Below are 18,866 nucleotides of genomic sequence, written 5' to 3'. Positions count from 1 at the left end.
GCAGCGTTGGCTACGGGTGGTCAGGACAGATGGCGCTCGCGGTCCGTCGCAGATCGACGTGACGGCGAGCCACAAGAAGTCGGCCCTGGTGCATAGCATGAGAATGACAGTGGAACTGCACGCCCGTCAATGGAAGTTCGAACAGTCTCGCATCCCGGAAGTCCGATGCCTGGTATTCGAGAGCGCATGAGACAAGCACAAAAAAGTGTCGGGCCCCGATGTAATAAACATCGGGGCCCGACACAATGTCGCGGCGGAATTCAGCTCACGCGAGTCCCCGCGATCGCAGAACCCTGCGCTCCAAGGGCACGAACAGCAGCTGGTTGACCGCGACGCCGACCGCGAGGATCAGCACGATCGCCGCGAACGCGCCGGCCATGTCGTTGGAGTCCTGGGCGTTCTTCAGCAGGAAGCCGAGCGAGTGCCCCAGATCCGCGGACTGCACGATGATCTCCGCGGCCAGCAGCGACCGCCACGCGAACGCCCACCCCTGCCGCAGCCCGGCCAGATAGCCGGGCAGCGCCGCGGGCAGCAGCACGTAGCGCACCGAGGCCAGGCCCCGGGCTCCCAGGTTCCGGCCGACCCGCAGGTACAGCGGCGGCACCTGGTCAAGCCCTGACACCACCCCGACCGCGATCGACGGCACGGCGCCGAGCAGCACCACGCCGTACAGCATCGCCGGCTGCGGGCCGAAGAACATCAGCGCCGGGGGTACCCAGGCCACCGACGGCAGCGACTGGAGCCCGGACAGGATCGGGCCGACGCCGGCCCGGACCAGCCGGAACCGGCCGACCAGCAGTCCCAGCGGCGTGCCGATGGCCACCGAGGCGGCGAAGCCGATCGCGCCGTGCTCGGCGCTGTGGCCGACCGACGGCCAGGCGTCGCCGCTGCTGAAGGTGGACTTCAGGGAGGTGAAGACCTCCGAGGGTCCGGGCAGCTTCCAGTCCGGCCAGATCTTCGCGACGTACAGCACCTGCCAGACGGCGATGATGAGGACGACGGCGAGCAGCGGCGGGTAGACGGCGCGGAAGACGGATACGAGCCTGCTGGTCTCGCGCTCGGCGGAGGTCTCCAGGGCGTCCAGGCCGGCTTCGACGTCCTTCAGGGCGTCGGTGGCTTCGACGACCCCTTCGGCCTGCGGAGCCTCTTCGAGCGTTTCAGCTTCTTCGGAAGCTACAGGTTCCTGCTGTTCCTCAGACTCCTGACGCTCCTCGGCCTCGACCGACTCGACAGGTTCCTCCGGCTCGACTGGTCCCTCAAGCTCGGCGGCCTCAGCAGCCTCGACGACCTCTACCGACTCGACAGCTTCAACGGATTCCCGCGCGCCTGTCACTTCTTGCTCAATCCGGCGTCGGAGACCGCCGGCTGACCGTTCTTGGCCAGTTCGGCGTTCAGGATCGACAGGTCGAAGATGCCGTGCAGGTCGGTCGACTTCAGCAGCTTCACCGCGACCGCGTGGTCCAGCGAGGTCTGCAGCGTCGAGGCGGCGGGGTCGTTGGTGACCTTCTGCTCACTGAAGGACCGCTGGACCTCGGCGTCCGTCAGCGCCTTGCCGGTGAGCCGCTTGAGCTCGCTGTTCACCAGCTTCTGCGCGTCGGTCGGGTCCGACTCGATCCAGGAGTTGGCGGCTATCTGGCCGTCGATCAGGGCCTTGACGGTGTCCGGGTGCTTGTCCAGGAAACCGGTCGCGACCACCAGTGTGGTGGTGGAGAACTGGCCGTTCGGCCACAGGCTCTGCTCGTCGACGAGCACCTTCGCACCGGCCTCGGTGACCAGCCGCGAGGCCCACGGCTCGGGCAGCCACGCGCCGTCGATGTGCCCGGCCTTGAACTGGTCCAGGGTGGTCGCGTTGTCCTGCGGGTCCACCGAGACGTCGCCGGTGCCGTCCGGGTTGGCGGTCAGGCCCTGCTGCTTGAGCCAGTAGCGCAGCGCCACGTCCTGGGTGTTGCCCTTCTGCGGCGTGGCCAGGGTCTTGCCCTTGAGGTCCGCGGCGGAGTTGATGCCCGGCTTGACGACCAGCTCCGCGCCGCCCTCGGTGGCGCCGGCCACGATCTTCAGCGCCTCGCCGTGCGACTGCACGAAGGCCGACAGCGCCGAGGACGGACCGACGTACGCGGCGTCCAGCTGCCCGCCGAGCACCGCGGTCATCTCCGCCGGGCCCGCGTTGTAGATCTGCGTGGAGAGCTTGGTGGATCCCAGGGCCTTGGCGAAGTCGCCGTGCGCGACGCCGACCACGGCCGTGGCGTGTGTGACGTTCGCGAAGTAGCCCAGCCGCAGCGTCGAGGCGGCCGAACCCCCGGAGTCACCGGAGGTGGCGGCGGCCTTGGCGGTCGAACCAGAGCTCTTCGACGACCCGCACGCGGCGGCCGAGGCGACGATCCCGAGGGCGGCTGTCAACGCCGCGGCCGTACGAACCAGAGTCTTGATGTCCATCACAGGAAGGCTCCCGAAAGGATCGCCGGGCACACCGGCGGGCGGCTTGGCGCAGCCGCTCGAATTGAGGAAAGAAAGAAGGTGGCTGTTCAGCGCCAGGACAGGCGTGAACCGGGCCGCGAAAAGCGCAGGCGGATCAGACGGCCCGCCTACAGCACGTGCTGGACAGGCGTCCGAAGTCGACGTACGGCCGACCGACCAGGGCCACTCCATCGCGGGACATGGCTAGAGAGTGGCACGGTCTCGGATTCCCGTCTATTTCCTGTCCGATATATGGACGGTCCGAAAGGCTTCGGAAAGCCATTGTTTCTGAGGCCATTCATATCGGTGTCCGAACCTTTTTTCCTCCGATATTTTCGGACTACCGAGAGATGTCGGGGGACGCGGCGCGCGTCCGCCGGGCCCCGGGGACGACCAGCGGCGTCCCGGTCTCCGGATCCTCGATCACCCGGCACGGCAGACCGAACACCGACTCCACCAACTCGGCGGTCACGATCTCCTCGGGCGCGCCGGAAGCCGCCACACGTCCATCGCAGAGCACGATCAAGTGCGTGGCGTAGCGCGCGGCCTGGTTGAGGTCGTGCAGCACGGCCACCAGCGTGCGCCCCTCCTCCTCGTGCAGGCGTGCGCACAGGTCGAGGATCTCGATCTGGTGCGCGATGTCGAGGTACGTCGTCGGCTCGTCGAGCAGCAGCAGCGGCGTCTGCTGCGCCAGCACCATCGCCGTCCACACCCGCTGGCGCTGGCCGCCGGACAGCTCGTCGACGGCGCGCTCGGCCAGGTCCGTGACGCCGGTCGCGGCCATCGACCCGGCCACGATCCGCTCGTCCTCGCGCGACCACTGCCGCAGCAGCCCCTGGTGCGGGTGGCGGCCGCGCGAGACCAGGTCGGCGACGGTGATGCCGTCCGGCGCGATCGAGGACTGCGGCAGCAGGCCGACGATCCGGGCGACCTGCTTGGTCGGCATCGAGGCGATGTCCGCGCCGTCGAGCACCACGCTGCCGGCCTTGGGCTTCAGCAGTCGCGACAGGGCCCTGAGAAGGGTCGACTTGCCGCAGGCGTTGGGGCCGACGATGACCGTGAAGGACTCGTCCGGGATCGCGACCGAGAGGTCCTCGGCGACGGTCCGGCCGTCGTAGGCCAGCGTCAGGCCGGTGCCGCTGAGCCGGGACGTGGTCGCCACCGCCTGACCGTTCTCGGTCATCATGCTGCGTGTCTCCTTGAAGTTCGTGGTCGGCTTCGAATTCGGCATCGTCAGATCCGCCCCGCCTTGCGCCCGGCCGCCAGCAGCCAGATCAGATACCCGCCGCCGAGCACGCCGGTGACCACCCCGACCGGCAGCTGCCGCCCGGAGATGGCATGCTGCGCAACGAGATCGGCGCACGTCAGGAGCACCGCTCCCATCAGCATCGAGGGGATCAGGTTCGGCCCCGGCGCGCGGGTCAGCCGCTTGGCGAGCTGCGGCGAGGTGAGCGCGACGAAGGCCACCGGTCCGGCCGCCGCCGCGGCGAACGAGGTGAGCAGGACCGCGGCGGCCAGCGCCGTGAGCCGCGCGCGGTCGACCGGGACGCCGAGCGCCCGCGCCACGTCGTCCCCCATCTCGGCGACGTGCAACGCCCTGCCGCACCCGACCAGCAACACCGGTACGAGCACGGCCATCGCCACGGCCAGCGGCGCGACGTCGCTCCAGCCCCGGCCGTCCAGGCTTCCGGTGAGCCACAGCATCGCCCGCGCGGCGTCCATCAGCTGCGCCTTCGTCATCAGATACCCGTTGACCCCACTCAGGATCGCCGAGACTCCGATGCCGACCAGGATCAGCCGGTAACCGTGCACGCCTTGGCGCCAGGCCAGGGCATAGACCCCGACACCGGTGAGCACGCCGCCGATCACCGCCCCACAGGCCAGCGCCAGACTGCTACCGCCGGCCACCACCACGACCAGCGCTCCGGTGGCCGCGCCCTCGGTGAAGCCGAGCATGTCCGGGCTGCCCAACGGATTGCGGACCAGCGACTGGAACACCGCGCCGGCCAACGCGAGCGCGGCGCCGACCAGCAACGCGGTCACCACGCGCGGCAGCCGCAGCTCGACGACAATGAAGTGGTCGCCCACCGTGCCGCCGCCGAACAGCGTACGCAGCACTTCGCCCGGCGGGATCCTGTAGTCGCCGCTGCCAAGGGTGACGACCATGGCCGCGAACGCGAGCAGTGCGCAGGCGGCGGAAGCGGTGAGCGTCCGGGGCCGGTAGCGCACCGAGAAGGCGGCGGTTCGCAGAACCCTCATGCCCGCACCGCCTTCGCGCGCCGCAGGAAGTACAGGAACACCGGGCCGCCGACCACGCTGGTGACCACGCCGACCTGGATCTCGCCGGGCCGGGCCAGGATCCGGCCGAGCACGTCCGCGCCGAGCAGCACCACCGGCGCGAGCACCGCGCAGTACGGCAGCATCCAGCGCAGGTCCGGCCCGGTAATGGTGCGCACGACGTGCGGCACCATCAGCCCGACGAACACGATCGGCCCGCATGCGGCGGTGGCAGCCCCGCACAGCAGCGTCACCGCGACGATCGCCGCCGCACGCACCGCCGTGGGCCGCGAGCCCAGGGCGCGCGCCGAGTCCTCGCCGAGGGCCAGCGCGTTGAGCGGCCGGGCCAGCGCCAGAGCCAGCACAAGGCCGACGGCGGCGAACGGCAGCACCCTGACGACGGTGGAGGGCGTCGCGCTGGCCAGCGAGCCGACGGTCCAGAACCGCATGGCCTCCAACGAAGCGGAGTCCAGCAGCATCGCGACGCTGACATAGGAGAAGAGAGTGGCGTTCAGCGCGGCCCCGGCCAGCGCCAGCCGGACCGGCGTCGCCCCGCGTCCGCCGCCGACCAGGTAGCCGGCGGTGGTGGCGATCGCGGCGCCGGCTAGGGCGAACCAGACGTAGCCGTCAAAGGTCCCGATCCCGAACAGCCAGATGGAGGTGACGACCGCGGCCGAGGCCCCGGCGTTGATGCCGAGCAGTCCCGGATCGGCCAGCGGGTTGCGGGTCAGCGCCTGCATCACCGCGCCGGCCAGACCGAGGGCCAGGCCGACGAGCAGGCCGAGCAGGGTCCGCGGCAACCGCATCTGGTGCACGACTGTGTAGTACGGGGAGCCCGAGTCGGACAGGCCCTGCCAGACGTCACCGAGCGAGAGCGACTTGGCGCCGAGGCAGATGCTGAGCACGAGCACTGCGAGCAGCAGCAGGGTCGAGGCTGCCAGGCCGGCGCCCCTGGTGAAGTCGCGCTGGCCCGGTGGACGCCTGCGAAGTATCGGGACGGCGGCCTCAGGGGCCTGCGGTGGCGCGGTGGCGGACAAGACCTGGCTCCGAATCGACGACGCGGAGGTGACCCCCCTTGGGCGAGTGATGAGGTTAGGCTAACCTAACTTCACCGGCGCCGGGTAAGCGCCCCTCAATCCTGAGAAAGCGACATTTATGCCATATTCATCCGCTATTTCCCTTTTATCTCGTCGTGGCGTCCTGGCTGGCGTCAGCGGTGGCGCCCTCGCTGCGGCGCTCACGGCCTGCGGCAGCGGTTCGAGCTCTGCTTCGGGCTCGGCCGGCAGCTCCGGCTCCTGGTCCTTCACCGACGACCGGAAAACGACGGTGAAGCTGTCCTCCGCGCCGACCCGGGTCGTGGCGTTCACCGGCACCGCCGCCGCGCTCGTCGACTTCGGCCTGGACCAGCAGATCGTCGGCGTCTTCGGGGAGACGACGCAGCCCGACGGCAAGCCCACGGCGCAGGCCGGCGACCTCAACGTCGGCAAGGTGACCGTGCTGGGCAACGCCTGGGGCGAGTTCAACGTGGAGAAGTATGCCGCGCTCAACCCCCAGCTGCTGGTCACGCACATGTATGAACCCGGTGCGCTGTGGTACGTGCCGAACGAGAGCAAGGACCAGATCGCCAAGCTGGCGCCGAGCGTGGCGATCAACGTGGCCCGGGCCTCGCTGCCGACCCCGATCCAGCGCTACGCCGACCTGGCGCAGTCGCTCGGCGCGGACCTGAGCGCCAAGAAGGTCACCGACGGCAAGGCCCGGTTCCAGGCCGCATCCGAGACGCTGCGCAGCGCGGCGAAGGCGGCCGGCGGGCTGAAGGTGCTGGCCGCGTCCGGCAGCCCCGACGTGTTCTACGCGTCCAATCCGAAGATCGCCAGTGACCTGATGTACTTCGCCGAGCTCGGCGTCGAGTTCATCGTCCCCACCAAGCTCGACACCGGGGACTACTTCGAAAGCCTGAGCTGGGAGAACGCCGACAAGTACGCGGCCGACCTGATCCTGCTCGACAGCCGGTCCACCGCCTTGCAGCCGAAGGCGCTGGCCTCGAAGCCGTCGTGGAACGCCCTGCCCGCGGTGAAGGCTGGCCAGGTCGCGCCCTGGGACGCGGTGCCGCGCTTCTCCTGGACCGGTTCCGCTCCGCTGCTGGAAAACCTCGCCAAGGCGATTCAGACCTGCAAGAAGGTGAGCTGATCGTTATGAACTCGACCTCCTCAGTGAACCCGGCCTCTACCTCTTCGGTGAGCGCGGTGCTGGCCGCCACGGCCTCGGCCGCGGCCATCTCCTCGGTCGCGTCGGCAGCGGCGCCGATTGCCGAAGCACCATCGCCGTCCCCGCTCGTGCACGGCAAGTTCCGCTTCTTCCAGGCCCGCGTCGTGGTCACGCGCCGCCTGGGGCCCTCGATGATCCGGATCACCTTCGGCGGGGCCCAGCTGCGCGACTTCGCCAGCGGCGGCCGGGACCAGAGTTTCTCGCTCTTCCTGCCGCAGCCGGGGCAGGACGCGCCGATCGTGCCCTTCGACGCCGGTGACGACTGGTTCGCGCAATGGCGGGCCATGCCGGCCGACGAGCGGGGCGTCATGCGCTCCTACACGGTTCGCTCGCAGGACCGGGAACGCGACGAGGTAGACGTCGATTTCGTGTTGCACGGCACCGGAAACTCCAGCGCGACCCCGGCCGGACCGGCGTCGCGCTGGGCCGCCGAAGCCGTGCCGGGCGACCGGGTCGTGCTGCTGGGACCGGCGTTCGAGGACAACCGCAGCATCGGTTTCCAGCTTCCTCAGGACGCTGACTGGGTGCTGATCGCCGCCGACGAGACCGCATTGCCGGCCGCCGCGGCGATCCTGGAATGGCTGCCGGCCGGACTGCGCGCCCGGGCCTGGATCGAGGTCCCGGATCTGAAGGACACCCAGGAACTCCTGAGCCCGGGCGAAGCCGACATCACCTGGCTGGTCCGCGATCCGACGCGCCGCCCCGGCGCGTTGCTGACCGAGGAGATCGGCGGTGCGGCGTTCCCCGACGGAGCGCCCTACGCGTGGATCGCCGGCGAAGCCGGGATGGTCAAGACCCTGCGACGCCACCTCGTCGGCGAGCGCGGCGTCGACCGCAGGCGCGTGGAGTTCTCCGGCTATTGGCGCCTCGGAGCCACCGAAGAGGATCTGCGGACCGAGAAGATCGCCGCCGCGGAGCAGAGCGTGGGGGAAGGACGTTGAGCCCCCAGGCCTCGGCCGTCGCAACCGCGCGCGCCATCTTCTCCCCCGCCGTCGAGGACGCCGCCAAGCACCTGTTCAACGAACGCACACTCGATCGCTATCGGCACACTATGGCCGACGGCATCGACCGCGTTGCGAACCGAATAGCGCATACGAACAGCCCCTTTGCGGAGTTTCGGCGCTTCGACCTTTTCGCGCCAGATTTCGCGTTGTCCTGTCTGAATCGGCTTCAGTTGCGGAACAACCAACAGATGGTAGATCTCAACGATCCGTCCGGGGCGTTGCAGCTGGTCGGGACTTTGGAGAATCCGGTGGCCCGATTCCGTCGAGATCCGCTCGATGGGTGAGATGCGGGTGGCGAACGGGCTGCTCGGGGATCGGGTTCGGCTTCGGGCGCTGTTCGCGGACGAGGGGTATCTGTTCTTTCGGGGCGTGCTCGATGCGGCTGCGGTGCGGGCCACGGCTGAGGAAGTTGTCCGCACGCTCGTCGAGCAGGGCCTCCTCGACGCCTCGTCGGCGTGGGCCGGCAAGCCTTTGACGGCTTCGGTCGACACCGAGCTCCAGGACGCGCTGAACTCGCAACAGCTGTGGGAGCGTCTGGTCGCGGTACCGGCGGTCGCGGCGTTCTTCGCGGCGATCGCCGGCGCGCCGGTGGGTTTCATCCCGCTGGCGCGCTACCGGATCATGCCGCCGGGCGGCACGACGCAGGCGCATCAGGACGCGTTGCTGAATCCGGGCTTTGCGATGACCACGGCGTGGATTCCACTGATGGCGATCGGTGCGGAGCTCGGGGGTTTGGCGGTGGTGCGCGGGAGCCATCGCGGGGGATGCGTGCCTGCTGAGTCGCTTCCGCCGCTGGACGATTCCTGGCTGCGCGCTGACTACCAACCTGGCGACGTAGTGCTCATGCACGAAGCTTTGGCCCACACGGGCCTGCCGAATCGATCTCCTGATGGGGTGCGGGTTTCGATCGACGTGCGCTTCCAGCATCCGGCAGCTTCAGCAGCGGTCGTCGGGCGGATCACCGCTGTTGACGCCGCTTCGATACATATCGCGAGCGAGGACGGCGGCATCATGACCCTCGGCGTCGACGCCTCGACGCTGCTCCGCAACAGTACCGGCGCACAGATCCCACTCGATGACCTCCTCACCTCCGACCTCACTCCCGGCCGCCGCATCATCGCCTCCCGCCGCGACGGCCACGCCATCATGATCAAGCCCCTTTAGCCCTCAACTCCACAGCCGTCAGCTCCACCACACCGGCGCACACGCCACCGCAGCATCCACCAGGTCGTCCCGAGTCGCGTCATCATCAGCAAGCCACGCCTCGATCGCGCCCGCGAATCCATGCGCCACGAAGGACGCGACGATGCCGTGGTTGGCGCGTGGGGCGTCAGGGTGCGTCGAGCGCTGCATGAAGTCGAGTGCGTAGTCGATGAAGTGGCGGACCAGTGCCGCGTAGACGCCGTGGTCGGCCGGATCGTTGAGCGCATGCTGATAGATCGGGCGGAAGCGCTCGACGTGCTCTGCGACCTCGGCGACCGACATGCGCAGCAACTCTGCGGCCGTATGGCCGCCCTCGGCACGCAACTCACCTTCCCTCGCATGACCCAGTTCAAGATCCCCATACAGAACCTGAACAAGGAGGTCGAGAGGGCTGGCGTAGCGGTTGTAGAAGGTCGCGCGCGTCACCCCGGCCCGCTCGGCCAGCTCCGCGACCGTGACGCGCGAAACCGGGCGCTCCCCCGCCAGCTCCACGATCGCGCTGGTCAGGGCCTCGGTCGTGCGGCTGACGCGCGGGTCGGTGCGTCCGGCCACGGCGCTCAGCGCTCCCCGACTTGCGCCACGGCCCCGCGCTTGTTTCTATACATGTGTCAAATAGTTGCACGAAGGGATCCCCCATGACATCCCCAGCGACACTCTCCCCCGCCGATGCGGCCGACCGCCTGGCCCTCCGCGAGCTCTTCGACGCCTACGCCCACTGCGCCGACCGCCGCGACGCCAAGGGCCAGATGGCCCTGTTCACCGAGGACACCCACTTCCTGGTCTACATGGACGCCAAAGCACCCGAGCCCACCCAGGAACTCCACGGCCGCGACTCCCTGGCCCCGGTCTTCGACGCCCTGAACGCCTACGCCGCCACCACGCACTTCAACGGCCAAAGCACCATCACCCTCACCGGCGACACCGCCACCGGCGAGAGCTACTGCATAGCCCACCACCTGACCATCAACAAAGACGGCACCCGCACCCTCATGCTCGCCAGCATCCGCTACCTAGACCACTTCGCCAAACAACCCAACGGCCGCTGGCTCTTCGCCGAACGCCGCCTGATGGTCGACTGGACGGACACCCGCCCCTCGGTGGCATAAGAACCGGAACAACGGCCCGAACACGCACAGCGCGGCACTGGCTCGCCCGACCGAGCCACTCACCAGGCCAGCTCCGGCAAACTAGCTCGCCAAGCCTGCCGGTCGCGTCGCCCCGCAGCAGCATTCGCGACGCTTACCGACCACCGTGCCGCCGACTTAGCCGACCAACAGCTCCACCTGCTAGCTCAGCACCGCCTTGCCGACCAGCGCGCCGACTTGGCAACCGGGCCACTCAGGCCTGCCAAGCCGGCCGGTCGCCTCGCCATGCTCCAGCACTCGCAGCGCTGGCTCGTGCCCCAGCGACATGACCCGTCGCGCGGCAGCGGCGGCTGCCACCGAAGTCGCAGCCGCCGCCCATCGCTCTCAGCCCTCAGCCCTTCGCCGGCGCGCTACTCCAAGGCTCCATGTCCCACGCCGGGAACGAGAACCCATCCCACATCTCCCGCTCGGCCTCCTGCGGGCCGTTCTCCACTCGCTCGGGCACATCCCAGATCTTCGTCGCGCGGCTTGCCGGGGTGTAGCTCGGCCAGCCGGGGTGGCCGGTGTGGGCGAAGGTGGACCAGGCGTCCATCATGTGGGTCGACAGGGTTGTGAGTTGGGGGCGCTCGGCTGCCAGGGTGGCGGCGCCTCGGGGGTAGTCGCTGAGGTCCAGGTTGCCGAGGGCGAAGGGGACCTCCTCGGTGTGCATCGCGCCGAGGTTTTGCGCCTCGGGTGCGCCGACGGCGTAGGGGACGTGCCAGTCGAACTGGTAGACGTACGTCGGGCGCCACCTCGCCTGAGCCTGGGCCATGCGCAGGGTTGGGACGCGGAAGATCTGGTCGGTCAGCATCGCGTTCACCACGCGGCCTTGCGGCAGGCCGGGGCGGTCGGCGGAGTAGCGGTCGAACATCTGCTGCTTCTGCGCGGCCAGCGCCGCCGGGAAGCTGCGGTACGCCGACAGCGGCAGGTCCAACACCTGCGGCGCGAACAAGGCCCAGTAGTCCGTCTCGTTCTCGGTGGTGCCGACCATCAGGTCGACGTTGCGCGCGCTGCCCGCGGCGATCCGGTCCGCGACGGGCCCCGGGATCAGCGTGCCGTCGATCGACGGCCCGAAGAACAGCGCGTCGGCGAGCCCTGACACCCCCTGTTGGGCTTTGCTCTGGAGCTCCAGCAGTTGGTGCGTGCTCATCGCGTCCAGCTGCGCCACGCTGGTGATGTCCCCCGTGCCCAGTACGTGCTTCGCGGCGTCGCCGGCGTACTGCTGCGTGTGCACGAGGTATCCCGGGCCGCTTTCCACGATCGCGCGCTTGAACAGGCGTTCGGGGTGGTCGCCCGCGAGCATGGCCGAGATCGAGATGCCGCCCTCTGACTCGCCGAACACCGTGACGTCGCGCGGGTTGCCACCGAACCCGCGGATCTGCCGCTGCACGAACGTCAGCGCCGCGATCTCGTCACGCAGCCCGTTGTTCCCCGACCCCGCATACCGCGAGTCCAGGCCACCGAGCTCGGTCCAGCCCAGCATCCCCAGGCGGTAGTCGACGCTCACCACGACGGCGTCCCCGCGCGCCGCCAACGCCGAGCCGTCGAACACCGGCTCGCTCGCCGCGCCGTACTCGTCCGCGCCGCCGTGCAGGAAGACCATCACCGGCTTGTTCGCGCCGCCCGTGCGCGGCTGCCAGATCTGCGTGTACAGACAGTCCTCGTCACCGGCGCCACCGCCACTCAAGTCCTGCGGACAGCCCGGCTTGGCGCTGGTCGCCGCCAGCGTGCCACGCCACCGCGCAGCAGGCGCCGGCGGCAGGAAGCGCCGAGCCCCGGTCGGCGGCGCGGCATACGGCACGCCGAGGTACGCGCACGTCGCCCCCTCGGCCACGCCCTGCACCCGCCCCAGCGAAGTACTGACTCGGCAATCGCGGCTACCAGACACGCTCGACGCGCCGGACGCACCGCCCGAAGCGCCGGAGACACCGCCCGAAGCATCCGAAACACCGGAAACACCCGAAGCACCACCCGAAGCAGCCGCCGCCGGACCGACCGCACACACCAACCCACCACCCAAAACCAGCGCCGCAGCCGCCGCCACCAGCCGCGTCCGCCCCCTCAAAGCCATGTGCAACACGAAGCAATCCCCTTCACACCACCGCCGGGGCCCGAATGATCCCGGCCCTCCCAGCTTGGCGATCGAGGGCCCGCGCGGGCATCGGCGCGCGGGTGGAAATCCGGATCTCCACCCGGCAGGCCCAGCCCCGCAGGTGGACCACGCCCCTCCACCCCGGGGGTGGAGCGGTTGCGCAACCCCCCACAATCGGAAGTTCTATTCCCCGGCAGCTTATGTGAATGATATGTGTTGGCCTATGCATCTTGGCTCGCAGCAAGCCAGTGGTCGCACCCCGGACTCAGAGCCCGTATTCACCTTCCATGACCCGGTCGACCTCGACGACGGCCAGCAGCTGCACCCCGAAGCGCTCGAAAAACGCATCCTGACGGTCGCACCGCAGATCCGCGACTGCCTCATCGCCTCGGCGCGCCTGCGCGGCCGCGTGCAGACCGACGTCCTGCTGGTCCTGCAACCCGGCGTCGACCCCGACGACGACCACGAGTCCGCCATCGGGCCCGCGTTCGCCGCCGCCGAGCTCGCGACGATCCGCCGCATCCTGGTGCTCGGCGCCGACCGCGACCTCGCGCCGGAGCGGCTCGCCGACGACAGGGTCCTGACCTGGCAGCATCAGATCCTTGAGATAGCCGGCGCGCGGCTGCCGGGCCTGGGCGCCGACCCCGATCCGGTGCCGCAGCCCGACGAACGCGTCCCGGTGGACTTCACCGGCGACACCGCGGGCGTCGCGGCCCTGACCTGGGGCCAGCACGAGATCTGGCAGTCCATGACGCGCCAGGGCAACTGGCTCCCGCTGGGCGGCTGGCGGCCGCTGGAAGCCGGGACCACCGTCGAGGCCGTCGCCGACGAACTCGCCTACCTGCACATCCGGTTCCCCTCGATGCGCACCTTCCTGCGCTTCGACCCGCAGGGCAATCCGCACCAGGAACTCCTGCGCTTCGGCTCCACCCACCTGGAGGTCTACGACGCCCCGCCCGGCGCCCAGGCCGCCGACGACCTCGCCGCCGCCATCTCGGACCACTACCAGTACACGCCCTACGACCTGCGCACCGAGTGGCCGGTCCGGATGGCCGTGGTCCGCCAGGACGGCGAGGCGACCCGCATGGCCGTCGCCATGCACCACCTCGCCCTGGACGGCGGCGGGGCCGAGGTCATGTTCCGCGACGTCGCGGTCCGGGCCAGCGCCCCGCCGACCGGGCTCCAGCAGCTACAGCAGACCGAGTGGCAGAAATCCCCGGCCGGCCTGCGCCACAGCGACAGGACCCTGCGACACTTCACCGACATCCTGCGGGTGATGCCGACCCCGACCTTCCCGCCGTCGGACGACCCGCGCCGCCCGCGCTACTGGAGCGCCGAGTACCACTCCCCCGCGCTCCGCCCCGCCCTGGCCGCGCTCGGCGAGCGCACCGGCGCCGACGCGACCCGGGTGATCTTCGCGGTCTACGCGATCGCGCTGGCGCACGTCACCGGCGTGCACCCGGTCCTGTTCCGGCCGGTCATCGGCAACCGCTTCCGGCACCAACTCGCCGACGTGACCTGCCACGCGGCCCAGGCCGGACTCGTCCTGCTCGACGTCGCCGACTCCATCGTCGAGGACGTCATCGACCGCGCGGGATCCGCCGCGATGAACGCCCTCAAGCACAGCTACTTCGACCCGAAGCGACTCAATGAGCTGATCGAGGAGATCGGACAGGCGCGAGGTGCCGAGCTGGACATCGCGTCGTTCTTCAACGACCGCCGCGCCACGACGATGACCTCGCCGAGCCCCGCGGACCCCGAAGCCCCGGCGGGATCCACGGCCCCGCAGCCGGCCGGGCCCACCACCGCCGAGGAGTTCGCGAAGGCGTGCGCCGCCAGCCGCTTCGAGTGGGTCCAGCGCCGCAACGACCCGGTGGAGCGACTGTTCCTGCACGTCGACGAGGGTCCGGACGGCCTCAGCCTGATCGTCGAGGCGGACACCCGCGGCATGTCGCCGGCGCAGATCGAGCAGTTGGTCCGCGAGATCGAACACGTCGCGGTCGAGGCGGCGCTGCAGCCGAACCTCAGTACTGGAATATCGGTATCCTGACACTGCTGCCGAGGTCGAAGGCATCGACCTCGGCAGCACTGCGTATCGCAACAGGTGTCAGGAGCTGTATGTAGTGGTGCAGACCGTACCGTTCAGGCTGATCGCCGCCGGTGAGGGATAGGCGCCGTTGTTGTTCCCGACGAACCCGATGCTGGCCGAGTTGCCGCCGCCGGCCGCCAGGTTCGCGTTCCAGCTCAGGCTGGTGGCCTCGACGTTCTGCCCGCTGCCGGACCAGTTCGCGTTCCAGCCGGATCCCAGGGTCTCGCCGGTCCCGGGGAAGCTGAAGGTCAGCGACCATCCGTCGATCGGGCTCGGCCCGGTGTCCGTGACGGTGAGCGCGGCGACGTAGCCGTTCCCCCAGCCGGTGGTGACCTGGTAGTCCACGGCGCAGGTGCTGTTCGCCGGGGTCCCGGTGGTGAACGAGACCGGGTCCGAGGGCGGCGACAGGTTCCCGTTCTGGTCGGTGGCCAGCACGTTCAGGGTGTAGCCGCTGCCGGGGACGAGGTTGCTGATCGTCGCCGAGGTGGACGTCGACTCCGCGAGCAGTTCGCTGGTCGTGCCGAACTGCCGGTAGACCTCGTAGCGCGTGGCCGTGCCGCCGGCCGACGGGGTCCAGCTCACGGTCGCCTGCGAGCCGGTGACCTGTGAGACCGCAGGCGAGCCCGGCGCCGCCAGGGTACTGACGGGGTTGCCGGACGGGGTCAGGACGACGGTCTCGATCGAGTAGGGCGCCAACGTCTGGACCGCGCTGCTGCCCTGCGCCGCCGAGGTGATCGACGTGGCCTCGTCGCCGTACGTGTAGACCGTCGGCGTGGCGGTACTCGGCGTGTAACCGGCGTAGTGCAGGTTCACGGTGTAGGCGTTCGCAGGATCCTTGTTCACCAACATCACGGCCAGATTCCCGTTCGCCTGCCGCACCGCGTGCGCCGCGACCAACTGCTGGTCGGTACCGGCCTTGACCATCTGGTCACCCGGATGGCCGAGCTTGCTCAGCATGCTGATAGCAAAGTAGCTCGGGAACGGCGTGTTCATCGCAGGTTCGCAGACCGACCCCACACAGGTCCCGCTGGACAGCACACCCCAGTCGTCGTAGTCCGTGGCGCCGTCGGGTGCGGTGCTGATGGCCTGGGGGCCGTTGTGCGTGTCCCACCAGTCCACCGTGAACACGCCCTGCTCCAACGCCGTGAAGTACGTGTCCGCCCCGAACAGCGCGTCCGGCTGTGTGTCCTCGTCGACGCCGGCGTTCACCTCGGTGAGCGCGACGCCGAGGCGCGAGGCGTTCGCCCCGCCGTACTTGGTGATCTCGCTCCGCAGCTGCGCCAGTGCCCCGGGCAGCTGAGCCGGTTCGGATAGCGCACTGGAGGCGCCGCTGCCGTTCGGGTACCAGTGCACGATGACGAAGTCCACCGCCGAGCCCGCGATCGACAGGACCGTGCGATTCCAGTCGGCGGAGTCCCCGGAGGCGACCACGCCGTCGGGCCAGTTGCCGGGCAAGGTGAGCACGGCGCCGACCTTGATCGTGGGATCCACGGCCTTCATGGCCTTGCTGTACTGGATGACGTTCTGCGCGTACGTGGTCGGACTCTTGCTGCTGTGGTTGTCGGCCTCCCAGGCGGAGCCGTAGTAGCCGTTGCCGTAGTTCTCGTTGCCGACCTCCCAGTACTTGTCGCCGTAGCCCTTGGTGACGTTGGCGTACTGGACCCAGCCAGCGGCCTCCTGAGGCGTGCCGGTGCCGTAGTTGGCGATCAGGATCGGTTGGGCGCCGATGGTCTTGACGGTGCCCATGAAGGAGTCGAAATCGGTGCCCGGCGCGACGTAACCGCCGGGCGCGGTGTTGGTCTGCCAGTGGTAGTCGTCGCCGTAGGAGCCGCCCGGGTAGCGCAGCATCCCGATCCCGGCCTGGCCGAGCAGGTTCTGCACGGCCGGGACGTTCATCTGGCTGTCCCACACCGCGCTGTTCAGGCCGTAGCCGGTGGTCGGGATGGTGCCGAGGCCTTCCAGGGTGTTGACCGTGACGTCGACCTGCGGGGCCGTGGCCGCCGCGGCGGTTCCGTCCGGGGCTGCGGCAACGGCTGTGGTCAGGGCGAGCAGGCCGGCCGCGAGTGCCGTACCCGGTCTCCAGACTTTCAAAGTGCTGACTCCCTTCGATCAGATCTCAACAGGCTGATGTTCGAGCTCTCAACATCCGATCCGGCTGGTGCTCAGCACCACGTCGTCGAACCACAGGGTGTCGTCGCCGCTGCTGTAGTTCTCCCAGCCGAGCTTCAGATCGGTGAGCTGCGGACGCCACGACGCCCCGGTGCCGGCCAGCCACTGGTCGTCCAGGTTCGGGGTCGGCACGCCGTCCTCGGTCAGGCCCGGGACGGGGCTGCCGTTGTACCAGGTGTGGATCTGGCCGCCGGCGCGGTCCACCGAGAACTCCAGGCACTCCCAGGCGCCGGTCGGCAGGACGACGCTCTGCGCGACCCCGGCCGGGCTCTGGTCGGGCAGCGTGGCGTCGTCGGACTGCCGGTTCCACATCAGCGCGCCGTTCTGGGCGCCGAGCCGCAGGTCGGTGTTGCCGTGCGCGGAGTCGTTCATCGCCAGGAAGGTGGTGTGGTCGGTCGGCAGCGGCGCGGTGTGCTTGATCCAGAAGCGGACGTACCAGGTCGGCGCGGCGGCGGCCATATCGGTGGTGTCGCCGGCGAAGACGTGGTTGCAGTAGGTGCCGTGGCCGTCGATCTCCAGGGACTTGGTCCCGGAGTGCTCCTGTGCGGTGGTGATCGCGGCGGTTCCGGTGCCGGAGCAGTTCGGGGTGACGACCGACCATCGGCCGGACGGTGTGGTCGAGGTCTGATTCTCGAAACCGTCGCAGAACACTGCGCCAGCCGGACATGATCCGCCGCTCGGTTGGCTGGAAGGCTGACTGGACGGCTGGCTCGACGGTTGGCTGGAGGGTTGGCTGGAAGGTTGAGTCGACGGTGAGCTGGAGGGCGAACTCGGCGACCCGGCGCCGCCGCACGCCACGCCGTTGAACGCGAAGTTCGCCGGGACAGCGTTCGTCCCCGAATACGTGGCCTGGAACCCGAAGGCGACCGTCGCCCCGGCCGCGACCGATCCGTTGTAGGGCTCGTTGCTGGCCGTGACCTGTTGTCCGCTCTGGCCGACCAGCGCGTTCCACGCCGACGTGACCTGCTGGTTCCCCGTCCACGACCAGGTCACGCTCCACGCACTGACCGCCGGACCGCCGTTCGTGACCGTCACGTCGGCGGTGAAGCCGGTGCTCCACTGGTTCGGCTGGTAGCCGACCGTACAGCCGGTCCCGGCGCCCTCGGCCGGCCGGGATCCGAGCACGAACATTGCCGACATCGCCAGCACCGCCGCCGCCACGACGGCCAGGACGCGGATGCTGCGCAGCCAAGAGTGATCGCGGGACATCAGGGCACCTCCACCGTGAACGCCGCCGTGTGCTCGGCACCCGACGTCTTGAACTGGACGAACAGCCGCCACGCTCCGGGCTCGGGGAACTGGATCGTCGCCGTCAGGTCCCCGGCGCCAGCCGTGCCACCGGCGGAGCGTCCGGTGGACAGCGCTCGGGCGAAGGCGGCGTCGCCGGCGTGGAAGGCGGTCAGGTGTGCGTAACCGTCGAGGAGACGGTCGAACTGCTGGACCGGCTTTCCGTTCTTGGCGACGGCAACGCCGAGGCTCGTCGCAGTCCCCTGATGCGGCGATCCGGTGAGCCGGAGTGAGTAGCCGTCGGCGATCGCGGTGTCGGATGCGGCAGGCAGCGCGGCGACGCTCGCATTGCCGGGGACGGTCAGCGGCTGGGACAACGAGTACGACAAGGGCGTCCCGGCGTTGGAGTCGGGCGCCGCGAACGTGACGTAGCTGTGGTAGGAACCAGGCGTCAACGCCGAAAGCGGCACGGTCCAGGTGCCGTCCGCGCGCATCGACGGCGTCAGCTGGCGGAAGTCACCGAGATCGCTGCGGACCAGGTAGAACACCAACAGTTGGCCCTCGTACGGCTGGAACCGGGTGACCGTCTTGCCGCTCGGGCCGGTGATGTGGAACGTGAACGGCGCGGCCGAGTCGACGACGTAGGAGTAGCCGCCGACAGCGCCGTGGAGTCCGTAGTCGGCAACCGCCGCGGCGGCGATCTTCGGGCCGGTGGGCTCTCCCATCCCCGGCATGTCGTCGCCGGAGCCGGCCATGTTCATGCCGTTCATGCCATTCATGCCGTTCATGTCCATACCGCTCATGCTTTTGGGGGCCGTCGAGTGACTGCACGCCGCAAGGCCGGCAACGAGCAGGCAACCAGCGGCAGCCGATATCAGAGCGCGTCGAAGCGCGGGCATGACAGGACCCTTCATCAGAGGTGGCGGGCGGCGGCGCGGCCGACTCGTTCCCGGCCGCGCCGC

At 69.5% G+C, this 18,866-nt stretch carries 17 protein-coding genes; 6 read left to right on the top strand and 11 right to left on the bottom strand.

The features are described 5' to 3' along the window. Window positions 1–10 precede the first annotated feature (10 nt). From GWK61_RS60690 to GWK61_RS13190, 6 genes are all read right to left on the bottom strand, one after another. On the bottom strand, window positions 11–94 hold the full coding sequence (locus GWK61_RS60690) for a putative leader peptide (RefSeq protein ID WP_369125583.1): 84 nt from the start codon (window positions 92–94) through the stop codon (window positions 11–13). A gap of 171 nt (window positions 95–265) precedes the next feature. After that, a complete protein-coding gene (locus tag GWK61_RS13210; protein WP_194908654.1) occupies window positions 266–1,105 on the bottom strand; it encodes an ABC transporter permease in 840 nt (279 codons plus the stop codon). 224 nt (window positions 1,106–1,329) lie between these two features. Next, complete coding sequence (locus tag GWK61_RS13205) at window positions 1,330–2,433, bottom strand: ABC transporter substrate-binding protein (RefSeq protein ID WP_194908634.1); 1,104 nt, start codon at window positions 2,431–2,433, stop codon at window positions 1,330–1,332. Between the two features lie 361 nt (window positions 2,434–2,794). Next, on the bottom strand, window positions 2,795–3,640 hold the full coding sequence (locus GWK61_RS13200) for an ABC transporter ATP-binding protein (protein WP_194908653.1): 846 nt from the start codon (window positions 3,638–3,640) through the stop codon (window positions 2,795–2,797). A gap of 47 nt (window positions 3,641–3,687) precedes the next feature. Then, a complete protein-coding gene (locus GWK61_RS13195) occupies window positions 3,688–4,713 on the bottom strand; it encodes a FecCD family ABC transporter permease (RefSeq protein ID WP_194908633.1) in 1,026 nt (341 codons plus the stop codon). Further along, entirely contained in the window at window positions 4,710–5,768 is a 1,059-nt protein-coding gene (locus tag GWK61_RS13190) for a FecCD family ABC transporter permease (protein WP_194908632.1), read from the bottom strand. The genes GWK61_RS13195 and GWK61_RS13190 overlap by 4 nt, the downstream gene beginning before the upstream one ends. Window positions 5,769–5,886: 118 nt before the next feature. Here GWK61_RS13190 and GWK61_RS13185 point away from each other — a divergent pair, with 118 nt between their 5' ends. From GWK61_RS13185 to GWK61_RS13170, 4 genes are read left to right on the top strand one after another with little or no spacing between them, the layout of a single operon-like run. Next, window positions 5,887–6,918 carry an ABC transporter substrate-binding protein gene (locus tag GWK61_RS13185; protein ID WP_194908631.1) on the top strand — a complete coding sequence of 344 codons (1,032 nt, stop codon included), beginning with the start codon at window positions 5,887–5,889 and terminating at the stop codon, window positions 6,916–6,918. 5 nt (window positions 6,919–6,923) lie between these two features. Next, window positions 6,924–7,937 carry a siderophore-interacting protein gene (locus GWK61_RS13180; protein WP_194908630.1) on the top strand — a complete coding sequence of 338 codons (1,014 nt, stop codon included), beginning with the start codon at window positions 6,924–6,926 and terminating at the stop codon, window positions 7,935–7,937. Next, complete coding sequence (locus GWK61_RS59460; RefSeq protein WP_323747542.1) at window positions 7,934–8,284, top strand: hypothetical protein; 351 nt, start codon at window positions 7,934–7,936, stop codon at window positions 8,282–8,284. The genes GWK61_RS13180 and GWK61_RS59460 overlap by 4 nt, the downstream gene beginning before the upstream one ends. A gap of 7 nt (window positions 8,285–8,291) precedes the next feature. Then, complete coding sequence (locus GWK61_RS13170; protein ID WP_194908629.1) at window positions 8,292–9,164, top strand: phytanoyl-CoA dioxygenase family protein; 873 nt, start codon at window positions 8,292–8,294, stop codon at window positions 9,162–9,164. A gap of 18 nt (window positions 9,165–9,182) precedes the next feature. Here GWK61_RS13170 and GWK61_RS13165 read toward each other — a convergent pair whose 3' ends face one another. After that, the gene (locus GWK61_RS13165; RefSeq protein WP_323747541.1) at window positions 9,183–9,755 is read right to left on the bottom strand and encodes a TetR/AcrR family transcriptional regulator; all 573 of its coding nucleotides are present in this window, start codon (window positions 9,753–9,755) and stop codon (window positions 9,183–9,185) included. Between the two features lie 83 nt (window positions 9,756–9,838). Here GWK61_RS13165 and GWK61_RS13160 point away from each other — a divergent pair, with 83 nt between their 5' ends. Next, window positions 9,839–10,309, top strand: a complete 471-nt coding sequence (locus tag GWK61_RS13160; protein ID WP_194908628.1) for a nuclear transport factor 2 family protein — start codon at window positions 9,839–9,841, stop codon at window positions 10,307–10,309. Between the two features lie 370 nt (window positions 10,310–10,679). Here GWK61_RS13160 and GWK61_RS13155 read toward each other — a convergent pair whose 3' ends face one another. Beyond that, window positions 10,680–12,398, bottom strand: coding sequence for a carboxylesterase/lipase family protein (locus GWK61_RS13155; RefSeq protein WP_228562235.1), 1,719 nt, complete (start codon window positions 12,396–12,398; stop codon window positions 10,680–10,682). Window positions 12,399–12,642: 244 nt separating this feature from the next. Between GWK61_RS13155 and GWK61_RS13150 the strand changes: the two genes are divergently transcribed. Next, entirely contained in the window at window positions 12,643–14,469 is a 1,827-nt protein-coding gene (locus GWK61_RS13150) for a condensation domain-containing protein (RefSeq protein WP_194908626.1), read from the top strand. Window positions 14,470–14,526: 57 nt separating this feature from the next. Here GWK61_RS13150 and GWK61_RS13145 read toward each other — a convergent pair whose 3' ends face one another. From GWK61_RS13145 to GWK61_RS13135, 3 genes are read right to left on the bottom strand one after another with little or no spacing between them, the layout of a single operon-like run. After that, window positions 14,527–16,599 (bottom strand): cellulose binding domain-containing protein, encoded by a 2,073-nt coding sequence (locus GWK61_RS13145; RefSeq protein WP_194908625.1) that lies wholly within the window; start codon window positions 16,597–16,599, stop codon window positions 14,527–14,529. A 48-nt stretch (window positions 16,600–16,647) separates the two neighbouring features. Next, window positions 16,648–17,886: a cellulose-binding domain-containing protein gene (locus tag GWK61_RS13140; protein WP_194908624.1), complete on the bottom strand. Its 1,239-nt coding sequence runs from the start codon at window positions 17,884–17,886 to the stop codon at window positions 16,648–16,650. Beyond that, window positions 17,886–18,692 carry a DUF8832 domain-containing protein gene (locus GWK61_RS13135; RefSeq protein ID WP_194908623.1) on the bottom strand — a complete coding sequence of 269 codons (807 nt, stop codon included), beginning with the start codon at window positions 18,690–18,692 and terminating at the stop codon, window positions 17,886–17,888. The genes GWK61_RS13140 and GWK61_RS13135 overlap by 1 nt, the downstream gene beginning before the upstream one ends. Between the last annotated feature and the right edge of the window lie 174 nt (window positions 18,693–18,866).

This window comes from Catenulispora rubra (assembly GCF_015356825.1).
GTDB classification, from domain to species: domain Bacteria; phylum Actinomycetota; class Actinomycetes; order Streptomycetales; family Catenulisporaceae; genus Catenulispora; species Catenulispora rubra.
Note: the sequence above shows the minus strand (reverse complement) of the source record. Positions and strands in the feature narration are given on the sequence as shown.

What these genes read in the sequence shown, in the direction of transcription:
- GWK61_RS13135 (WP_194908623.1), bottom strand. Translation starts at nt 18,692, where the DNA reads ATGAACGGCATGAATGGCATGAACGGCATGAACATGGCCGGCTCCGGC.
- GWK61_RS13180 (WP_194908630.1), top strand. Translation starts at nt 6,924, where the DNA reads ATGAACTCGACCTCCTCAGTGAACCCGGCCTCTACCTCTTCGGTGAGC.
- GWK61_RS13195 (WP_194908633.1), bottom strand. Translation starts at nt 4,713, where the DNA reads ATGAGGGTTCTGCGAACCGCCGCCTTCTCGGTGCGCTACCGGCCCCGG.
- GWK61_RS13140 (WP_194908624.1), bottom strand. Translation starts at nt 17,886, where the DNA reads ATGTCCCGCGATCACTCTTGGCTGCGCAGCATCCGCGTCCTGGCCGTC.
- GWK61_RS13155 (WP_228562235.1), bottom strand. Translation starts at nt 12,398, where the DNA reads ATGGCTTTGAGGGGGCGGACGCGGCTGGTGGCGGCGGCTGCGGCGCTG.
- GWK61_RS13185 (WP_194908631.1), top strand. Translation starts at nt 5,887, where the DNA reads ATGCCATATTCATCCGCTATTTCCCTTTTATCTCGTCGTGGCGTCCTG.
- GWK61_RS13160 (WP_194908628.1), top strand. Translation starts at nt 9,839, where the DNA reads ATGACATCCCCAGCGACACTCTCCCCCGCCGATGCGGCCGACCGCCTG.
- GWK61_RS13200 (WP_194908653.1), bottom strand. Translation starts at nt 3,640, where the DNA reads ATGATGACCGAGAACGGTCAGGCGGTGGCGACCACGTCCCGGCTCAGC.
- GWK61_RS13205 (WP_194908634.1), bottom strand. Translation starts at nt 2,433, where the DNA reads ATGGACATCAAGACTCTGGTTCGTACGGCCGCGGCGTTGACAGCCGCC.
- GWK61_RS60690 (WP_369125583.1), bottom strand. Translation starts at nt 94, where the DNA reads ATGCACCAGGGCCGACTTCTTGTGGCTCGCCGTCACGTCGATCTGCGA.
- GWK61_RS13150 (WP_194908626.1), top strand. Translation starts at nt 12,643, where the DNA reads ATGCATCTTGGCTCGCAGCAAGCCAGTGGTCGCACCCCGGACTCAGAG.